The following is an 18972-nucleotide window of genomic DNA, read 5'->3' as shown; positions in this document are numbered from 1 at the left end:
ATACCTCTTCAATTCGGGCACTAGTTGCACAAACTAGTGACGCAAATCCACGATACCTCTTCAATTCGGGCACTAGTTGCACAAACTAGTGACGCAAATCCACGATACCTCTTCAATTCGGGCACTAGTTGCACAAACTAGTGACGCAAATCCACGATGCCTCTTCAATTTGGGCACTAGTTGCGCAAACTAATGACGCAAATCCACGATGCCTCTTCAATTTGGGCACTAGTTGCGCAAACTAGTGACGCAAATCCACGATGCCTCTTCAATTTGGTTACTAGTTACCCAAACTAAAGCATTAGCACCAAAACAGGCACCAGTTATCATACCGCGCCAAATCCTTCAAAGCTAAAAAGCCTTTTAGTCATGATCGGCATCTTCAATTACGTCGGCCAGCCGGCTGTTGAATTGCTCGGCGGCGTTGACGCCCATTCTTTTTAGACGATAGTTCATCGCGGCCACCTCGATAATGACAGCAAGGTTTCGTCCAGGACGGACAGGGATGGTCAGCTTCGTTAGCTCCACATCAATAATTTTCACTTTTTCCTCATCAAGCCCCAGTCTATCATATTGTTTTTCCTGATCCCAAAGCTCAAGATCCATAACAATAGATATTCTTTTATGAGGTCGAACCGCGCCCGCGCCAAACAAGGTCATGACGTTAATGATGCCTAGGCCGCGAATCTCCAATAAATGCTCAATCAATTCAGGGGAAGTACCGATAAGGGTCCCTTCATCCACCTGTCTGATTTCCACACAGTCATCCGCAACCAGGCGATGGCCGCGCTTAACAAGTTCTAACGCTGTTTCACTTTTACCGACACCGCTTTTACCCGTAATCAGTACGCCAATGCCGTATACATCAACTAGTACGCCATGTACAGCTGTGGACGGTGCAAGCTTGCTCTCAAGATAATTGGTTAACAAACCAGAGAAGCGAGTAGTCTTCAGATTTGTTCTTAAAACAGGAACAGCCTCCCGCTCGGAAACCTCAATTAATTCCTCTGGCACCTCTAGCCCTCTGGAGATAATAATCGCAGGGGTGATATCCGTGCACAAACGCTCAAATCGGTATTCCCTTTCATTGGAATTTAATCTTTCCGTAAAAGTAAGCTCGGTTTTACCAATTAATTGAATTCGCTCAGCCGGATAAAAATCAAAATATCCCGACACTTCAATTCCAGGCCTGGAGATATCGCTTGTTGAAATCGGGCGGTTAATTCCCTCTTCACCGCTAATCAGCTCCAGCCCGAATTTTTCAAGGATATCCTTTGTACGAACTTTAACCACTTCATTCTCCTCCTCATGCGGGATACGAATTTCTCAATTTCCTTTTATTTTAGCATTTTTTAATAAATATCCAAATGTAAATGGATAGCACAGATTGGAAAAATACTTTTATAGACAGCATTCTGTAAAAATCCTTATAATAAGGTTGTGGTATCCAGAACTGGTAATGAGATGTAAATCAAACACACAGCGTATAATAATTATAGAATCGTAATTTTATAAAATGAGAAAATCACAAGCAGGGGGAATCTAATGAAAATAATTAGAACAGCCAATTATGAGGAATTGAGCAAGCAGGCAGCAAAAATGATTATCACTCGGATTAAAAATAACCCTAATATAATTCTTGGCTTAGCGACAGGGAGCACACCTATCGGCACCTATCAGCTGCTGATTGATGACCACTTAAAGAATGGGACATCCTATGAAAATATCACAACTGTAAATCTAGACGAATATGCCGGTTTAAATCCTGCTGATCCAAACAGCTACCATTTCTTCATGCAGGACAAACTTTTCAAACATATCAATATCCCTGCATCCCATACCCACCTTCCTGAAGGAACGGCGGAAAATCTGTTGGAAGAATGCAGACAATATGAGGAACTAATCAAGAAAAAAGGCGGAATTGATCTTCAATTGCTAGGCATTGGCGGAAACGGCCATATTGGATTTAATGAACCAGGAACCTCATTTGACAGCCGGACTCATGTAGTTATCCTGGATGAACAAACACGTCAGGCAAATGCAAGATTTTTCAGATCCATAGAGGAAGTTCCAACGCACGCGCTCACAATGGGCATTGCCACCATTATGGAAAGTAAGGAAATTCTCCTGCTTGCTTCAGGGAAGTCAAAAGCAGAGGCAGTAAAACAGCTCATCCATGGAGATATCACAGAAGAACTGCCTGCATCCATTCTTAAAAATCATAAAAGCTTCACGCTGATTGCGGATGAAGAAGCTTTATCCTTAAGCTAAAAAAAGAGGCTGACACATAAAGCCGTTTTTTAACGTCTTTTGTATCAGCCTCTTGCTTTGCTTTTAATAACTATTGAATTTTTTCAATCTTAAAGCCTTTCTTTTCGAGCAGGTTAATGATGCTCATGTCACCAAAGTAGTGTCCTGCCCCTACGACAACAAAATAAGTTTCTTTTGTATTTCCTGTCAGGTATTTTGCAATCTTATCCGCCATGCCAATATTTCTATTATCCAGCAGTTCAGTCATATATTCTTTGTATTCTGGACTATTGTCTGGAACGTCGAATAGCAATTTTGCAATGGCGTCATCATCGCTAGTTTGCCAAGCCTTGATCATGGCTGCCAATTGACCGTCAGCGCTTTCTGATTTTAGCGTTTCCTCAAGCAGCTTTAACTGTACCGCTTCAGAGAAGCTATCCATCATATTGATTTGGAACTCTGCTCCCTCAAGCTCAATAATCTTCTTGTTTCCTGCCTTTGATAATAAATAATAGTCAATTCCTAATTCAGCTTTGTACTCAGGGCTAATTGATTTGATATTTTCAAGCAGCATTTGTAAATACCAAGGTTCGAATTGCTTAATCTGGTTAAAGTCCACACCGTAACTAGCAAAAGCTTCTTTTAATTTTGCAAGAATCTCCTCTGAAACGTGATCTTCAATAGATGAACCATCTGCATAGATTGCTTTTTCAGCGACTAGCTGCTGGAATGCAAGTACATTCATATTCACAATATCAGCTTCAACAACTAAATTCTTTGATTGATCAAACGCCTTCTGGATTTTTGAATTTAAAGGATAGAATTCTTCAATGCCTAAATGAATGGAACCTAGCATATAAACGGTGTTGCCATTTTTCTCCGCTTTCCAGAAAAATCCGCCTTCATTCTCTTTAACAGCCTGTCCCTTGTCACAGCCATTTTCCTTAACTAAAGCGAGCTTTCGCTTGGAAGGCGTCTCATATTTTATTAAACTATCCTTTTTTACATAGTATCCGCCGCCAACACCATAAACATCACCGCTGGCATGGTTTTTAAAAGTATAGACCCTATACTCGCCCTTTACAGGCAATGTTTTATGTACCTCTAGCTTGTTCTCTTTTAATGCGTAAAGTTTTGTTTCTTTTAGCACGGTCACCTTACCTAGCTGCCCGCTCTTAAGCTCAGTTTTCCCCCACATCACTTTCTTTGGAACACAATCTTTAGCGTTTTCCGATGCCGCAGATGCCGAGTTAGCTGAAACAGATGAAACCAGCAGCAAGGCAGCTAGGAATAGTCCTGTAAAACTCTTAAAAATCTTTTTCAACATCTCTTCCCCTCTCTTATAAAAATTCCAATTGCAAGGAAAATAGTAAACTATTTACAATTACTATCGTACCTGATACTCGCTAACCTCCACAAATATAATAAGTTGCTTTTTACAAAATTGTAACAAATGACCTATATCTATATGTCGAATATATTCAGGTCAATGCATTTTTCAAACATAAAAAAACTGCAGGCAAGCCCGGTTAGGCTTTACTGCAGTCTAATTTCTGTTAAACACTGTTTTCTATTTTTCCCGCGATTCGAAAACTGCTTTTTGAATAATGATGTTTGCCAACGACATAACAATAGCCATTAGAAGTGCCGTTCCGAAGCTTGCAATCTCAAAGGAGGACCCCATAATTTTGTCTGTCAGCACCAATGTAATCGCATTAATGACAAATAGGAAAAGACCTAAGGAAAATATAGTTACTGGCAGTGTAAAAATAATGAGAATGGGCCTCACAAAAATATTTAAAATAGATAGTATCACACTTGCTGCAACCGCTGCTCCAAAGCTTGATACATAAAAGGATTCATCTAAAAATCCGGCAATGCTTATAAACAGAACAGCATTTATTAGTATTCCAATGAACCATCTCATGACTGGTGCACCTCAATTTTAACTTAAAATGTTACTGATTTTGTTTTTCTAATATGGATGGATCCTGTCTTCGTTTCCGTTTCGAGCCTTAGCGTACCTCCAGGATGGTTTATTGACTCAAAACGAAGTACCTTTTGAATCACATCGCTCTTATCCTCAAGAATTTGAATTCCGTCAAGATTGACATGGAAGCTGCCTAAATTCGTTTTAAGATTTCCGTGAACGGCCGTCTGTGAAGGCAGTTCTAACTCAATTTTCCCAGTAACTGCTTTGGCTTCAATAAATTCACACGCCTCTTCATTTACTGTGCAGAGAATATCGCCATTAAAGGAATGGAGATCAAGCTTTTTAAAATAACCATCCATTTGAATGGCGCCATTGAGCGTTTCTGCTTCAACCTGGTCCACCTTGCTCTTTTGAATGAGAATTTGCCCGTTTCCAGTTTCCACTTCTGCAAAATGGCTATTGATGTTCTTCATAATAATTTTGCCATTAGCCGTTTTTGCTTTATAGCTTTGTGCATTGATGTTGCCGCCTTCTATCGAACCATTAAACAGTCTTATTCTAATTTTATCATACTCTGTTTGTGGGACATATATGACAGCCTCTAGCTTCATCCACTTAGACTGGGTGCCGAATCGAAGCTTTCCGCCATCTGCAGCAAATAGGACATTGCTGAGGAAGTTTGTTCTCGCTTCCTCCTGACTTTCTGCGCGATATACCTTCACTTTACATTCAATCCGCACGTCCTTTTGATTCCATGGAACCACTTCCACGTTGCCATTAGCAATGTCAATATCCATATTTGACAGCACGACATCGCTTTGCTGAAAAATATGGGTAAGTTCAACGGATTGCCCAAAGTTAAAATCAAGATCAAAGTCTTTAATTTTTTTAAAGGCCGTGTCAACAAAGTCGATAATTTTGTCCTTTGCGGATTGGAATTTATAGTTGATTGGATCTTCCTTTTTGGCTTCTTCAAACTTCACAGTTGTCGATAACTCCTGAACAAGTGATTCTTTTTTCTTCTCAGCAGTTTGACTAGTCTTTTCCAGCTCCTCCAAAAGAAATATGGCCTCGTCAACGGACAGCTTTCCATCCTCAACCATTTTTAAAATGCGCTTGCGTTCCTCTTGCATAATCGCATACCTCCTGCTGGTTTTTTCTAAAAATGTTCGCTTGTAAATACTTTTATCCCTTTAATTATATTCCATACTGTCACAATTAAAGATGTCAAAATAGTTAAAATGATACTGATTATAAATAGGACTGGGAATTCTGCATTGTTTGAGGCCTCTATAATAAATGTGACAAATGTTATACACACAGGAATGAGCACGATTAGGTGGGAAAGCAAAGCCTTCTTAGCATGTTCTTTAGCCCGTTTATCTTCAGCAACAAAGTAAACGATAAGCGGAAAAATAATTCCGGCAAAGAAAACACTCAAATAGCTTAAACCCGATAACACCTTACCTGTCTCCATCATCTTCAGCTCCTTTACCAATATTACGGTAAAAGCTAAAAAAGGTTTCATCAATTAAAAACAAAAACAGCACATTTTACATGGATACGGGAATGTACAGTCTTTCGCACTTTAAAGCACCGGGGGCCTGTCCCCCAGAGCTTTAAAGCGTTAATCCATGGGGGGCCTGTCCCCCAATGGAGCAGTGCGTTAAAGGGTTACGGCATTTACATTAATAATTTCGGACACACATGAAAAGGCAGCGCCTTGGGCGCTGCCTTCAAATTTAGTTGTTATGCATTTGTGACGCTGGCTTCTTTGTCTTCGATTTGCTGTTTCATTCGTTGGCGATCCCGCTCGAGGATTGGCTTTAGGTATTTTCCAGTATAAGATTCAGGCACTTCAGCGACTTGTTCAGGGGTACCAGTCGCAACGATAGTTCCGCCTTTGTCGCCGCCTTCTGGACCAAGGTCGATGAGATAATCGGCAGCCTTAATGACATCCAAATTATGCTCGATGACTAATACGGTGTCGCCATTTTCAACAAGACGCTGCAGAACGACCAGCAATCTTGAGATATCGTCTACATGAAGACCCGTTGTCGGCTCGTCCAATATATAGAGTGAACGGCCCGTGGATCGGCGATGAAGCTCTGAAGCTAATTTAACCCGCTGCGCTTCCCCTCCAGAAAGAGTGGTTGCCGGCTGGCCAAGCTTTACATAGCCTAATCCAACATCATATATCGTTTGCAGTTTCCGGTGAATTTTAGGAATATTTTCGAAAAACTTCACCGCATCCTCTACAGTCATATCAAGGACATCGGAAATATTCTTCCCTTTGTACTTCACTTCAAGGGTTTCCCGGTTATAGCGTTTCCCATGACAAACCTCACAAGGCACATAAACATCAGGAAGGAAGTGCATCTCGATTTTAATGATTCCGTCCCCGCGGCAGGCTTCGCAGCGGCCACCTTTAATATTAAAGCTGAATCTTCCCTTTTTATAACCGCGCACCTTTGCTTCATTTGTTGCAGCAAACACATCGCGAATATCATCAAACACACCTGTGTACGTTGCTGGGTTTGAACGGGGTGTTCTGCCAATCGGAGACTGGTCAATATCAATGACCTTATCCAGATGTTCAATCCCCTTGATTTCCTTATGCTCACCGGGCTTGGTTTTGGCACGGTTCAGCTTTTGCGCTAAGGATTTATGCAGAATTTCATTGACTAGTGTACTTTTTCCCGAGCCAGACACACCCGTAACAGACACAAACATCCCAAGTGGAATTTTCACATTAACATTCTGCAGGTTATTTTCTTTTGCGCCCTTGATTTCGAGGAATCGTCCATCACTTTTACGCCGTTCTAGCGGCAGTGTGATGAACCTTTTCCCTGACAGGTACTGTCCTGTCAATGAATCGGGGTCGGCCATGACCTCTTGCGGGGTTCCCGCAGATATCACTTCTCCACCGTGCACACCGGCACCTGGGCCGATATCTATTAGGTAATCTGCCGCAATCATCGTATCCTCATCATGCTCAACAACAATCAGCGTATTTCCGATGTCCCGCATGTTTTTCATTGTATCGATTAATTTATCATTATCCCGCTGGTGCAGACCGATCGACGGTTCATCAAGAATATAGAGCACACCAGTCAGACGGGAGCCGATCTGAGTAGCCAGGCGAATCCGCTGGGCCTCTCCCCCGGAAAGTGTCCCGGCAGCACGGCTTAATGTTAAATAATCAAGGCCAACGTTTACCAGGAATCCTAATCGCTCTTTAATCTCTCTAAAAATTAAATTAGCAATTTGCATTTCTTTTTCGGTCAGGGATAGCCCTTCAAAAAATTGATAAGCTTCCTCAATGGATAGCTCGGTTACCTTTCCGATATGCTGCCCATCAATAAGAACAGCGAGCGTTTCTTTTTTCAAACGATAACCCTTACAGGTAGGACAAGGCTGCTGGGCCATATACTTTTCCATTTGTTCACGAATGTAGTCGGAACTGGTTTCTTTAAAACGGCGTTCCACATTTCTTAAAACGCCCTCAAATTGAATAAAGCCCTCTCTTACCTGCCCAAAATCATTTTCATAATGGAAAAAGATCTCCTCACCATTCGATCCATTTAACACTTTTTCCATTAAATGCTCCGGAATATCCCTGACAGGGATGTCCATGTCAATGCCATAATGATGACAAACCGCCTCAAGCAGCTGCGGGTAATATTGCGAGCTCGTTGGCTCCCATGGGGCAATCGCATGCTGCTTTAAGGATAGATCGGGATTCGGTATCACCAGATCCACATCAACTTCAAGCTTCGATCCCAGCCCATCACAATCCGGACAGGCACCGAAAGGGCTGTTAAAAGAAAACATGCGCGGTTCAAGCTCACCAATGGAAAAACCGCAGTGTGGACAAGCATGATTTTCGCTAAAAAGAAGTTCTTCCTGCCCCATGATATCAACTAGCACTTTTCCGTTTCCGAGCTGCAGTGCTGATTCTAAAGAATCGCTCAAGCGAGCAGATATTCCATCTTTAACGACAATACGGTCAATAACAACCTCAATCGAATGCTTCTTATTTTTATCAAGCTCAATGTCTTCTCCAAGATCGAACATCTCGCCATCAATGCGGACACGGACATAGCCTTCTTTTTTGATTCCCTCAAGAACTTTGACATGCATACCCTTTTTCCCTGAAACTAGCGGAGCAAGCACCTGAATTTTTGTCCGCTCAGGAAATTCCATAATGCGGTCCACCATCTGCTCAATCGTTTGCGAAGAAATCTCGATATGATGATTTGGACAAGTAGGATGCCCGACTCTTGCATACAGCAAACGCAGATAGTCATAAATCTCCGTCACAGTTCCAACCGTTGAACGAGGGTTGCGGCTCGTGGTCTTTTGGTCAATCGAAATGGCCGGGGACAGGCCCTCAATGGAATCGACATCCGGCTTATCCATTTGACCTAAGAATTGGCGTGCATACGCAGACAATGATTCCACATACCTGCGCTGCCCTTCCGCATATATGGTATCGAAAGCAAGCGAGGACTTTCCGGAACCAGAAAGCCCTGTCAGCACAACAAGCTTATCTCTCGGAATGGTGACATCAATATTTTTTAAATTATTCGCTCTGGCGCCTTTGATTACCAGATTTTCCATCGCCATCTATACGTCATCCTTCCGCTTTCAACTCTAGTATTAAATCACGAAGCTCGGCAGCTCTTTCAAAATTAAGCGCTTTGGCTTCTTCCTTCATCTCTTTTTCCATTGTTGCAATCAGCTTTTCGCGTTCTTTCTTATTTAGCTTGCTAAGCTTGGTTTGCGGTTTATATTCCTCCTGCCCTTGGGCAGCATGCGTTGCACGGATGACATCACGGATTGCTTTTTGAATGGTCTTCGGTGTGATGCCATGCTTTGTATTATATTCTTCTTGTATGGAACGGCGGCGCTTCGTCTCACTGATTGCTAATTCCATTGAATTTGTGATACGGTCGGCATACATGATGACATGACCATGCTCATTACGTGCCGCACGGCCAATCGTCTGGATTAGCGAGCGTTCAGAACGAAGGAACCCTTCCTTATCTGCATCAAGAATAGCCACAAGCGACACTTCAGGGATATCCAATCCTTCCCTTAAAAGGTTAATTCCGACTAAAACATCATAAGTACCAAGGCGAAGCTCACGAATAATCTCAATCCGCTCAAGCGTTTTAATTTCAGAATGCAAATATTGCACCTTAATGCCGATTTCCTTTAAATAGTCGGTCAGGTCCTCGGACATTTTTTTCGTTAAAGTGGTAATAAGAACCCGTTCATTTCGCTTGACCCGCTCCTGGATTTCACCAATTAAGTCATCGATTTGCCCTTCAATTGGCCGCACATCTATCGTTGGATCGAGAAGCCCTGTCGGACGGATAATTTGCTCAATCATTTCAGGGGAATGCTCGTTTTCATATGGTCCTGGAGTAGCGGATACATAGACAATTTGATTAATATGCTTCTCAAATTCCTCAAATCGTAACGGCCTGTTATCAAGCGCCGACGGCAGACGGAACCCATGATTAATGAGAACTTCTTTTCTCGCCTTGTCGCCGTTATACATACCGCGGATCTGCGGCAATGTTACATGTGACTCGTCAATGACAATAAGGAAATCATCCGGAAAGAAGTCTAGGAGGGTGTACGGAGTTGAGCCCGCTTCCCTGAAAGTGATATGTCTGGAATAGTTCTCAATACCAGAACAAAAGCCCATTTCTCTCATCATTTCCAAATCATAGCGTGTGCGCTGTTCCAGACGCTGCGCTTCCAGGAGCTTATCATTTTCCCGCAATTCCTTAAGGGTCTCTTCTAATTCTTGCTCAATGCCCTGAATTGCAACCCTCAATTTCTCTTCGCGTGTAACGAAGTGGGTTCTTGGAAAAATGGCCACATGATCGCGGTCGCCAAGAATCTCGCCGGTTAAGGAGTCAACCTCGCGAATGCGGTCAATCTCATCACCGAAAAATTCCACACGGATGCATTTTTCATCCTTAGATGCTTGGATAATCTCAACAACATCGCCGCGCACCCGGAAGGTACCGCGCTGAAACTCAATATCATTGCGTTCAAACTGAATATCAACCAATTTGCGCAGCAGCTGATTTCTTTCTATTTCCATTCCTGTACGTAATGACAGAACATTTTCCTTATATTCCTCCGGAGAACCCAAGCCAAAGATACAGGAGACACTGGCAATAATAATGACATCTCTCCGTTCAAATAATGAAGAAGTCGCAGAGTGGCGGAGCTTATCAATCTCATCATTAATGCTGGCATCTTTTTCAATAAATGTATCTGTTTGCGGAACATAAGCTTCCGGCTGATAGTAATCGTAGTAACTGACAAAATACTCAACGGCATTGTCAGGGAAAAACTCCTTAAATTCACTGTAAAGCTGGCCGGCCAGTGTTTTATTATGGGCAATGATCAGCGTCGGGCGATTGACCTCTTTGATGACATTTGAAATCGTAAAGGTTTTCCCTGTACCTGTCGCCCCTAATAGCGTTTGATGTTTCTTGCCTTCACTAAGCCCTTCAACAAGCTTTCGAATGGCCCAAGGCTGATCCCCTTGAGGCGAATATTTTGACACTAGTTTAAACTGGTCCTTCATCAAAAAGCCCCCGTTCCATTTACTCTATCGTTCAAATCAGCTTATGAATGCAAAAACAGGACCGATGTATACTGATTTGTTTCCATTAGATTCTATAAAAACATTCTACCACAAACAAAGAAAAACAAACCACTAATATGCGAACGAATATTCGTCTCAAAGGCCGGTCTTGCCCTATCGCTTTACCGCACCACCTCATCGGGGGTCAGGCCCCCATTGCTTTAACGCTTCACTCCATCGGGGGGCAGGCCCCCAATGCTTTAACGCTTCACTCCATCGGGGGTCAGGCCCCCACCGCTTTAACGCATCACTCCATCGGGGGGCAGGCCCCCAATGCTTTAACGCAAAAAAGCCTGCTAATAATTCTATCAGCAGGTTTTTTCTTGATTACTCTTGGCTGTTTTGTTTTTGATAGTATAAATCGATAGCCATGGTTATGTTAATTTTGGCCAGGCGTGCGGCTTCTGCTTTGTCTTTCTTTTCGAATGCCTTCAGGATGGCCTCATGCTCATCACTAGATTTTGAGGTCAAAATGATGGAGTTATGAAAGTAAAGACGAAAGACGTGTGACTGAAGGGTTGAAACTGTGCTGGCAATATAGGAATTATCTGCAATCTCGACAATTTTCCGATGGAACGCCTCATCGAGCTTTAAACCCTTAAAGGAATTACCTGTCTTTACCGCATGAGCAAATTCCTGGTTCAGTTCGCGGAGCGAGTCAATCGTTTCCTGATCGATTTTTTCTGCAGCAATCTCTGTTGCCAAAGCCTGAAGCGCCCCGAGCGGCGGAAGAATTTCACAAACATCCTCTTCCTTAACAGATGTAACCAGTGTCCCAACACCAGGAAACATCTCGACAAATCCCTGAAAGCTCAGCATCTGCAGTGCTTCGCGAATTGGCGTCCGGCTTACACCTAACGCCTGGGCCAGATCGGCATCATTCAATTTTTCTTTGGGATGCAAAGTCCCGTCAATAATCCATTCTAATATTTGAGAATATGCCCGATTCTTTGCTGTCGTTCGTGTAGGAGCAGAAAAGTTGTTAGGTATCGGCATCATATCTCCCCCTCGCTTCTTATGATAACAGTTACATGTACTATAACTAATTAGGGCTGATACTCGTTCAAATACTGTTTTTATTATATTGAACTAATTGTAAAAATACAATATTTTGGATATCTGATGACAACACAACGTTAATAGAATAACAAATTAATATTTTTATATAATTTTATTTTCAGAAATATATTGCATACCTATTATTCATATGGTATATTTCGACTATAAGGTAATCAAGATTCTTTTTCTATTAATTGAATCTAAATAATACTAGGGACACTAAATAACTTTTTACGGATAGCTAACTTGTAACCAGAATAGTAAGAACATTATAACAATTTAGCCAAAAAGTTATTTAAATATAAAACAAATAGGAGGAAACATTATGTCTGGCAAAGGATCATCTACTTTCATCTTAGCGGTCGGCTTTATGCTATTCGCATTATTCTTTGGAGCAGGAAACCTGATTTTCCCAGTGCTTCTTGGGCAAATGGCAGGCGAGCATGTATGGGCAGCAAATGCAGGATTTGTCGTAACAGGGGTCGGACTTCCGCTATTAAGTATTTTAGCATTTGCATTCTCTGGCAAAAGTGACCTGCAAGCACTAGCAAGCCGCGTTAATCCAGTTTTCGGAGTAATCTTTACAGTTGCACTTTATTTATCAATCGGAGCCGCTTTTGCGATTCCTAGAACTGGCACCGTTTCTTTTGAAATAGGAATTAAGCCGTTCTTAGGTGATGGAAGCACGACTTTACCATTAATTATTTTTTCCATTATCTTTTTCGGGGTTACCTTATTTTTCTCTCTAAAATCTTCAAAGCTTGTTGATGTCGTCGGAAAAGTTTTAACGCCATTATTACTAATCTTTATCGCTATTCTTATCGTAACTGTTTTTGCAAACCCTATCGGTGACATTCAAGCACCAGCAGAAGCTTATCAGTCTAATGCATTCTTTAAAGGATTCCAAGAGGGTTATTTAACAATGGATGCTCTTGCAGCCTTTGTATTCGGAATTATCATTGTTAATACAATGAAGACCCGCGGAGCAAAAACAAAGAAAGAAATCATGATATCCACTGCAAAAGCAGCATTAATCGCTGCTGCTCTGCTAGCAATTATCTATTCTTCCCTTGCATATCTTGGTGCAACAAGTGTTGCAGGTGTCGGCCTTTTAGATAACGGCGGTGCTGTATTAGCAGCAGTTTCTGAATATTATTTTGGATCTTTCGGAAATGTGATTTTAGCTGTTATCGTTATTGCAGCATGTTTAACAACAAGCATCGGCCTAGTAACTGCTAATGCAGCCTATTTCAGCCAGTTAGTTCCAAGCATTTCATATACAAAATGGGCAGTTATTTTCACCATCATCAGTGCAGCTCTTGCAAACTTTGGCTTAACAACATTAATTTCAATCTCTGTTCCAGTGTTAGTAGCGCTTTATCCAATAGCTATTGTTTTAATGGCTTTAACATTCCTAAATCCTCTATTCAAAGGGAGAAAAGAAGTATACCAAGGAGCAATTGGATTAACAGTTATTATCAGCATTGTTGACGGACTAAACGCTGCTGGAATTCCAATCCAAGCGGTAAACGACCTATTTACAGCGATTCTTCCAGGGTTCTCAGTGGGTGTCGGCTTCGCCGTTCCTGCTATCATCGGAGGAATTATCGGATATGTCATCAGCTTAGGCAAAAAAGAAAGCATCCAAGCAGCTGATAAAGCAGCTTAAGAAATATAAAAAGCGTTCCTTCAATCAAGAGAAGGAACGCTTTTTTCATGTGCTAATTATTTAGATTAGGGCCACTTTCATCAGAATTTTTCCGCGCACGCTCTTTCATTCGGTTCGAATACCAAAACCCAGCTGTCAATGAAAACGCATCTACAACAATTAGCCATAATGAATCTGTATACCCTTTATAAACGGAAGCTGCAATTAAAGCTACTGTCAAAACAAGTGCGATTACTTGGTTATAAGCCACTCTTGTAAACAGCACAACCAGTAAACCTGGCAAAAACAGTGCTGATAAAAACTTCAATAACAATGATTACACCTTCTTTATTTTTTTGCCTAACACAAGGATAGCGATAAACCATTGATTACACAATATTTTTCACAAATAAATCCCGCTCCAGAGATGCAAACTAATTCTATAACAAGTTCTAATGGAGGCTGAATATATGGCTAGAAGAAAACGGCGCCCGCTGGTTCCAGAATCAAGAGGAGCACTTGATCAATTCAAAAATCAAGTCATGGCGAATAAAGGATATCAGACAGATGCCGAGAATCCTGACAGCGTAAAGTTTGAAGTCGCTGAAGAGGTTGGCGTACCGCTAAAAGAGGGCTACAATGGCCAGCTAACCTCTAAACAGGCCGGAAAGGTCGGCGGACAAATTGGCGGCAGCATGGTTAAAGAGATGATTCGCATGGCACAGGAACGTTTGAAAAAATAAAGGGAGACGGCTTGGCCGTCTCCCCTTTCTCCTTATGCTGGATAAAAAATTATCTTACAGTGAATAAAGCTTTTGACCAAAGAACTACTTGATCTAGCATTTGATTAACTGAATCCTCTTGCACTTCCTTTGGTTTAAAGTCAGTGCCGTTTTCGAAATCTGTGAATAGTGATAGTGCTGGATGAACACGAACATCAGCAACTAATAATTCTCCTAGGATGCCGCGTAGGTGTTCCGCTGCACGGGCACCGCCAACCGAACCGTAAGATACGATTCCGGCTGCCTTGTTGTTCCACTCTTCACGAAGGTAGTCTAAGGCATTCTTAAGTGCTCCTGTAATCGAGTGATTGTACTCTTGAACAATAAATACAAATCCATCTTGGGCTGCAATTGCTTCTGACCATGCCGCTGCACCTGATGCATCTCCACCTGCTTCACCTAATAGTGGCAGTTTGTAATCTGCAATATCAATGATTGTATAGTTAGCGTCACCGCGTTTGTCAGCTATCTCTTTTACCCACTCACCTACTTGCGGACTTACGCGCCCTTCACGGGTAGAACCTAAAATAATACCGATGTTTAATTTAGTCATTGTTTCTTCCTCCTCATGTTTTGCTCCAAATAGTTTAGTTAAAAATCCCATCAACTGAATTCACTTCCCTGAAATATTTTTTGGTAATATATTCAATTCAAATATCTCGAATTAAAGATTTATACCCAAAAAAATTAAATGCTTTTAGCTCTGCATCCAACACGTTTGACCAAGGCAATGGTCTGCTTAAGCTCCTCAGTACTTAAATCATCAAAAACTTCACTAATTTTCAATACATGCTGCGGGAAAATATTATCCATTAATTTTTTTCCCTCCTCTGTTAACACGGCATGTATAACACGCCGGTCTTCCGGACAGCCTTGACGCCTGACATAGTTTTTTTGCTCTAACTTATCAATGACATAAGTGATACTGCTGCTTGAAATTAGAACCATCTTCCCAATCATTTGAATAGGCTGATGACCTTTATGATACAACAGCTCTAAAACGGAGAATTCCGTAGAATTTAACCCATAATTGGCTGCATCTTTTCGAATGACTTCTTGAATGGCTTGGGAGGCACGGAGCATTACTGTTACGGCCTTCAACTCATCACTAGCCAGTTCCATTCATATCACTCCTTATCAAGAGGAGGATGATGCCGAAGTCAGCATCACCCTCGACTTCCTAACCTGCCTTATGCTGCTGGGTTTACTTCTAATTCAACTTTGATTTTGATATCTTTTCCTACAAGTACGCCGCCTGTTTCTAGTGCTGCGTTCCAAGTAAGACCAAATTCCTCACGGTTGATTTTTGCTTCTGCTTCGAAACCGTAAACTTCAACACCCCATGGGTTTGTTCCTTTACCGCCGAATTCAACATCAAATGTTACTGGTTTTGTTACCCCTTTAATTGTTAAGTCACCAGTTACTTTGTAGTCATCGCCATCTTTTATAATGCTTGTTGATTTAAAATCAATGGATGGGTTGTTTTCTACATCAAAGAAGTCTGCTGATCTTAAGTGATTATCGCGATCTTCACTGCGTGTGTTAATGCTTGCTACATCAAATTTGAATGCGATTGTAGCTGTTGTTAAATCTGTTAGATCTTCTGCTTCAACATCTGCAGTATAAGATTCAAATTGACCTTTTACTTTTGATACCATCATGTGTTTTACTTCAAAGCCTACTGCTGAGTGAGATTGATCTACTGTCCATTTTGCCATTTTCATTTCCCCCATATTCGTTATTATTATTTTCATCTCGAATTCGAGATATATTCTCAAAAAAAATGATAAGAGTGTTTCGATGTTTATTTCGAAATCAATTATCTCTAACCCGAGATAAATTTATCACATATTCAAGATGATTGTCAACACTTCCTAAGAAACTTTTTTTGTAAACAGCTTAATACATCCTATCTCTTATAAATTTGTCTAGTATAAATTAAATGTTTTATCAAGCAGCAAGCAAAAAAGTCTTTTTCACCAAAATGACTAAAATAAAAAGGAGCACTTATCGTTTCTGATATGCTCCCCTTAATGAAATAATTATAGTTAGTTCAAAACTTCATATTCATTCTAATTACGAGAAGCACCATCATACAGTCAACTAACTTCATTTTTTGGTTCACTTTTTTTTAGGATTTTCGTTCAAAATGGAACGTAATTCTCTAATATCTTCTTCCGACAAGGAATCTTCCTGGATGAATTGAACTAGCATCGACCTTAACGCTCCACCATAAATTCGCTTAATAAAAGACTGTGTTTCGGCGCGCTGACATTCATATTGAGAATAAAGCGGAAAAAAAGTATAGACCCTTTGATCTTTATTGACACCTACTACTTTTTTATGAACGAGACGATCCAAAAGAGTGCGTACGGTTTTCGGCTTCCAATCTGTTTGCTCCTGCAAGGAGGATATAACGTCATTGGCCGTTTGTGGAGACTTTTTCCAAAGAATATTCATAACTTCCCATTCTGATTCTGATATATTGGGGATTTCCTTCGTCAACCTAACTCCCCTCCTTCTTTTGGATGACGTGATAAATGCTTCAACTTATTTTCCTGTTTCCCTCATAAATTCCTTTATCTTTCAAAATGGATAACGTGATTTCCGCAGCCTTGCTTCCATAACTATTATCTTCATTTTGTATATTTGTTGCAAAGAAATAAGTATTATCCTTGGTCTCTACATATCCAATAAACCAACCGTTTATATTTCTGCCATTAACGTTGCCAGTACCCGTTTTCCCGGAGAGCCGGGAACCGTCGTATATCTCTAAAGCAAGGGAATCCTTTACAATTTGGATATTCTTGTCTTCGAATCCAAATTGATTGGTATAAAACGCTGATAGTAATTGAACCTGTTCAACTGGAGAAACCTTCAATGAAGATTCCAGCCAATAGTTTGCCCCACCAGAAAGATCATCATTTCCATAGTCCATCTGTTTCAGATAAGCTTTGATGGTGTCTTGAGGAATTCTTTGGTCTAATTTCTGAAAATACCAGGTTACTGAATTTTTCATGGCTGTTGACAGATTTTGATCCGTATTCCAAGATTCAAAAGGATATCTCGTTCCATTCCATTTCATAGTGGAATGGTCACTTGTTATTGCATCTGACTCTAATCCAATTAATGCGCTATAAATTTTGTAAGTAGAGTTCGGGGAAACTCTCTGCGTGCTTTTATCTTTATTATAAATGCTGTATTGACCAGCTTTCATATCATATAATACAAAGCTTCCATCGTAGCCAGCAAAATAATCGCTTAAATCCTCATAAATCGTACGTTCATTATTAAAATCGTAACGCTCATTATTCGTGGCCATTGCAGAAACAAATGGAACCTGACTTACTACAAATACACCTATAACGGCAAAGATTGAAATACTCTTCAACTTCATCCACTTCGACTCCATTGTAAAGGATGAAATTTTTTCAATTCGTTTTTTCATTTGCTCCTTGGGGCCGTTAAACTGATTGACCCAAGTAAACTCTTTTGAATTTGATGCTAGATCTGCGAAATTAATAATGGCATTTCCATAATCTGCATAACAATGCTCACCTAAAGATTTTAAAACAGCCATATCACAAGCTAGTTCACGATCCGTCCTCATTATTTTAAAAGCTATCCATACAAGCGGATTAAACCAATACAAAATTTGAAAAATGATCATGAGGTAATTCGTTACTATATCTTTATATTTATAGTGATGCAGTTCATGCAGAAAAATGTACTTGATATCGTTTATAGACATTGATTCCTCAAGATGTATTGGCAGCACAACATAGGTTTTAATCAGACCGAATGTCATTGGAGATTTGGCAAGCGGTGATTCTCCAACGATTAAAGGTTTCGATATATTAAGCTGATGTTTGCATTGTTCGAATACATGTAAAATGTCTTTGTTGTTCAAGTCTGTAGTCGTCTTTTTAATTTTATTTAATCTAAACCACGCATTCAGGAATAAATAAGCCATAACGAACATTCCTGCAATCCAAATACTAGTTATTGTGACATTCAAGAAATTCAGATTAAGATGATGGACAGATACCGCAAAGTCCTGCATCCAATTAACGTTATCAAGTCTAGAAACTTCTGCGGTGCTGAGTGACGAGCCACTAGCACTATTGATTTGATTTACATTGAATAAATTAATTTTATTTTCAAAATGAATTAACTGTTCCGGTATAAATGGTAGCGTCAATGCAATTAACAATAAAAACCATAGATTGTATTGCCATTTTGCTGAAAGCTGCTCAGAAAACAATCTCCTAATAAGCAAAATAACCATTATAGTAATAGAGGATACAATAAAACTTGTGACTATATGAGTGAAGAACATACTTCCTTACCTCCATTTTCCGAAGTATTTCTATCATACTTTACATACCGCGGATTCCTTTCAAGAAATTCCAACAACACTTTTTTTGGGATTTATTCCATATTAGTAATCATCAATTTATTTTCTATTTTTCCTAATGATTTATAGTTTTATAACATTTAACTTTAACACTTCATTATCAGTTTATCAATTTATCGAATTTTGTTAAAAAGAGATAAACAAATAGCATTATTGCATGATGGACTTTATGAGCTTTTCCTGAAAGAAAGAATGATAAATTTTCTA

17 protein-coding genes are annotated in these 18972 nt (G+C 40.4%); 3 read left to right on the top strand and 14 right to left on the bottom strand.

Going from position 1 to position 18972, the window contains the following annotated elements; translation table 11 throughout:
- Window positions 1-363: 363 nt before the first annotated feature.
- On the bottom strand, window positions 364-1293 hold the full coding sequence (hprK, locus tag AC1Q59_RS12710) for an HPr(Ser) kinase/phosphatase (protein ID WP_492366207.1): 930 nt from the start codon (window positions 1291-1293) through the stop codon (window positions 364-366).
- A 252-nt stretch (window positions 1294-1545) separates the two neighbouring features.
- On the opposite strand from hprK, the gene nagB reads away from it, so the two are divergent.
- Complete coding sequence (gene nagB, locus AC1Q59_RS12705) at window positions 1546-2271, top strand: glucosamine-6-phosphate deaminase (RefSeq protein ID WP_492366206.1); 726 nt, start codon at window positions 1546-1548, stop codon at window positions 2269-2271.
- 70 nt (window positions 2272-2341) lie between these two features.
- Here the strand turns inward: nagB and AC1Q59_RS12700 are convergent, their stop codons facing one another.
- From AC1Q59_RS12700 to AC1Q59_RS12670, 7 genes are all read right to left on the bottom strand, one after another.
- Window positions 2342-3577, bottom strand: a complete 1236-nt coding sequence (locus AC1Q59_RS12700) for a TraB/GumN family protein (protein ID WP_492366205.1) — start codon at window positions 3575-3577, stop codon at window positions 2342-2344.
- A 243-nt stretch (window positions 3578-3820) separates the two neighbouring features.
- The gene (locus AC1Q59_RS12695; protein ID WP_492366204.1) at window positions 3821-4177 is read right to left on the bottom strand and encodes a phage holin family protein; all 357 of its coding nucleotides are present in this window, start codon (window positions 4175-4177) and stop codon (window positions 3821-3823) included.
- A 23-nt stretch (window positions 4178-4200) separates the two neighbouring features.
- Window positions 4201-5316: a DUF4097 family beta strand repeat-containing protein gene (locus tag AC1Q59_RS12690; protein ID WP_492366203.1), complete on the bottom strand. Its 1116-nt coding sequence runs from the start codon at window positions 5314-5316 to the stop codon at window positions 4201-4203.
- Between the two features lie 26 nt (window positions 5317-5342).
- Window positions 5343-5663 (bottom strand): magnetosome magnetite crystal formation protein family, encoded by a 321-nt coding sequence (locus tag AC1Q59_RS12685; RefSeq protein WP_492366202.1) that lies wholly within the window; start codon window positions 5661-5663, stop codon window positions 5343-5345.
- Window positions 5664-5932: 269 nt separating this feature from the next.
- The gene (uvrA, locus tag AC1Q59_RS12680; RefSeq protein WP_492366201.1) at window positions 5933-8812 is read right to left on the bottom strand and encodes an excinuclease ABC subunit UvrA; all 2880 of its coding nucleotides are present in this window, start codon (window positions 8810-8812) and stop codon (window positions 5933-5935) included.
- Window positions 8813-8819: 7 nt separating this feature from the next.
- A complete protein-coding gene (gene uvrB, locus AC1Q59_RS12675) occupies window positions 8820-10799 on the bottom strand; it encodes an excinuclease ABC subunit UvrB (protein WP_492366200.1) in 1980 nt (659 codons plus the stop codon).
- Between the two features lie 387 nt (window positions 10800-11186).
- Entirely contained in the window at window positions 11187-11858 is a 672-nt protein-coding gene (locus AC1Q59_RS12670; RefSeq protein WP_492366199.1) for a GntR family transcriptional regulator, read from the bottom strand.
- Between the two features lie 385 nt (window positions 11859-12243).
- On the opposite strand from AC1Q59_RS12670, the gene brnQ reads away from it, so the two are divergent.
- A complete protein-coding gene (gene brnQ, locus AC1Q59_RS12665) occupies window positions 12244-13587 on the top strand; it encodes a branched-chain amino acid transport system II carrier protein (RefSeq protein ID WP_492366198.1) in 1344 nt (447 codons plus the stop codon).
- Window positions 13588-13639: 52 nt separating this feature from the next.
- On the opposite strand, the gene AC1Q59_RS12660 is transcribed toward brnQ, so the two are convergent.
- Window positions 13640-13900: a CsbA family protein gene (locus AC1Q59_RS12660; protein WP_492366197.1), complete on the bottom strand. Its 261-nt coding sequence runs from the start codon at window positions 13898-13900 to the stop codon at window positions 13640-13642.
- Between the two features lie 136 nt (window positions 13901-14036).
- Between AC1Q59_RS12660 and AC1Q59_RS12655 the strand changes: the two genes are divergently transcribed.
- Window positions 14037-14309, top strand: a complete 273-nt coding sequence (locus AC1Q59_RS12655) for an alpha/beta-type small acid-soluble spore protein (protein WP_492366196.1) — start codon at window positions 14037-14039, stop codon at window positions 14307-14309.
- A gap of 49 nt (window positions 14310-14358) precedes the next feature.
- Here AC1Q59_RS12655 and AC1Q59_RS12650 read toward each other — a convergent pair whose 3' ends face one another.
- The 5 genes from AC1Q59_RS12650 to AC1Q59_RS12630 form a co-directional block, all read right to left on the bottom strand.
- The gene (locus AC1Q59_RS12650) at window positions 14359-14952 is read right to left on the bottom strand and encodes an NADPH-dependent FMN reductase (protein ID WP_492366418.1); all 594 of its coding nucleotides are present in this window, start codon (window positions 14950-14952) and stop codon (window positions 14359-14361) included.
- A gap of 83 nt (window positions 14953-15035) precedes the next feature.
- Window positions 15036-15470, bottom strand: coding sequence for a MarR family winged helix-turn-helix transcriptional regulator (locus tag AC1Q59_RS12645; protein ID WP_492366195.1), 435 nt, complete (start codon window positions 15468-15470; stop codon window positions 15036-15038).
- Window positions 15471-15538: 68 nt separating this feature from the next.
- A complete protein-coding gene (locus AC1Q59_RS12640) occupies window positions 15539-16066 on the bottom strand; it encodes a YceI family protein (RefSeq protein WP_492366194.1) in 528 nt (175 codons plus the stop codon).
- Between the two features lie 403 nt (window positions 16067-16469).
- On the bottom strand, window positions 16470-16853 hold the full coding sequence (gene blaI, locus AC1Q59_RS12635) for a penicillinase repressor BlaI (RefSeq protein ID WP_492366193.1): 384 nt from the start codon (window positions 16851-16853) through the stop codon (window positions 16470-16472).
- A 40-nt stretch (window positions 16854-16893) separates the two neighbouring features.
- Window positions 16894-18687 (bottom strand): BlaR1 family beta-lactam sensor/signal transducer, encoded by a 1794-nt coding sequence (locus tag AC1Q59_RS12630; RefSeq protein WP_492366192.1) that lies wholly within the window; start codon window positions 18685-18687, stop codon window positions 16894-16896.
- Window positions 18688-18972: the final 285 nt, after the last annotated feature.

Source organism: Cytobacillus sp. MT66, assembly GCF_058792595.1.
Note: the sequence above shows the minus strand (reverse complement) of the source record. Positions and strands in the feature narration are given on the sequence as shown.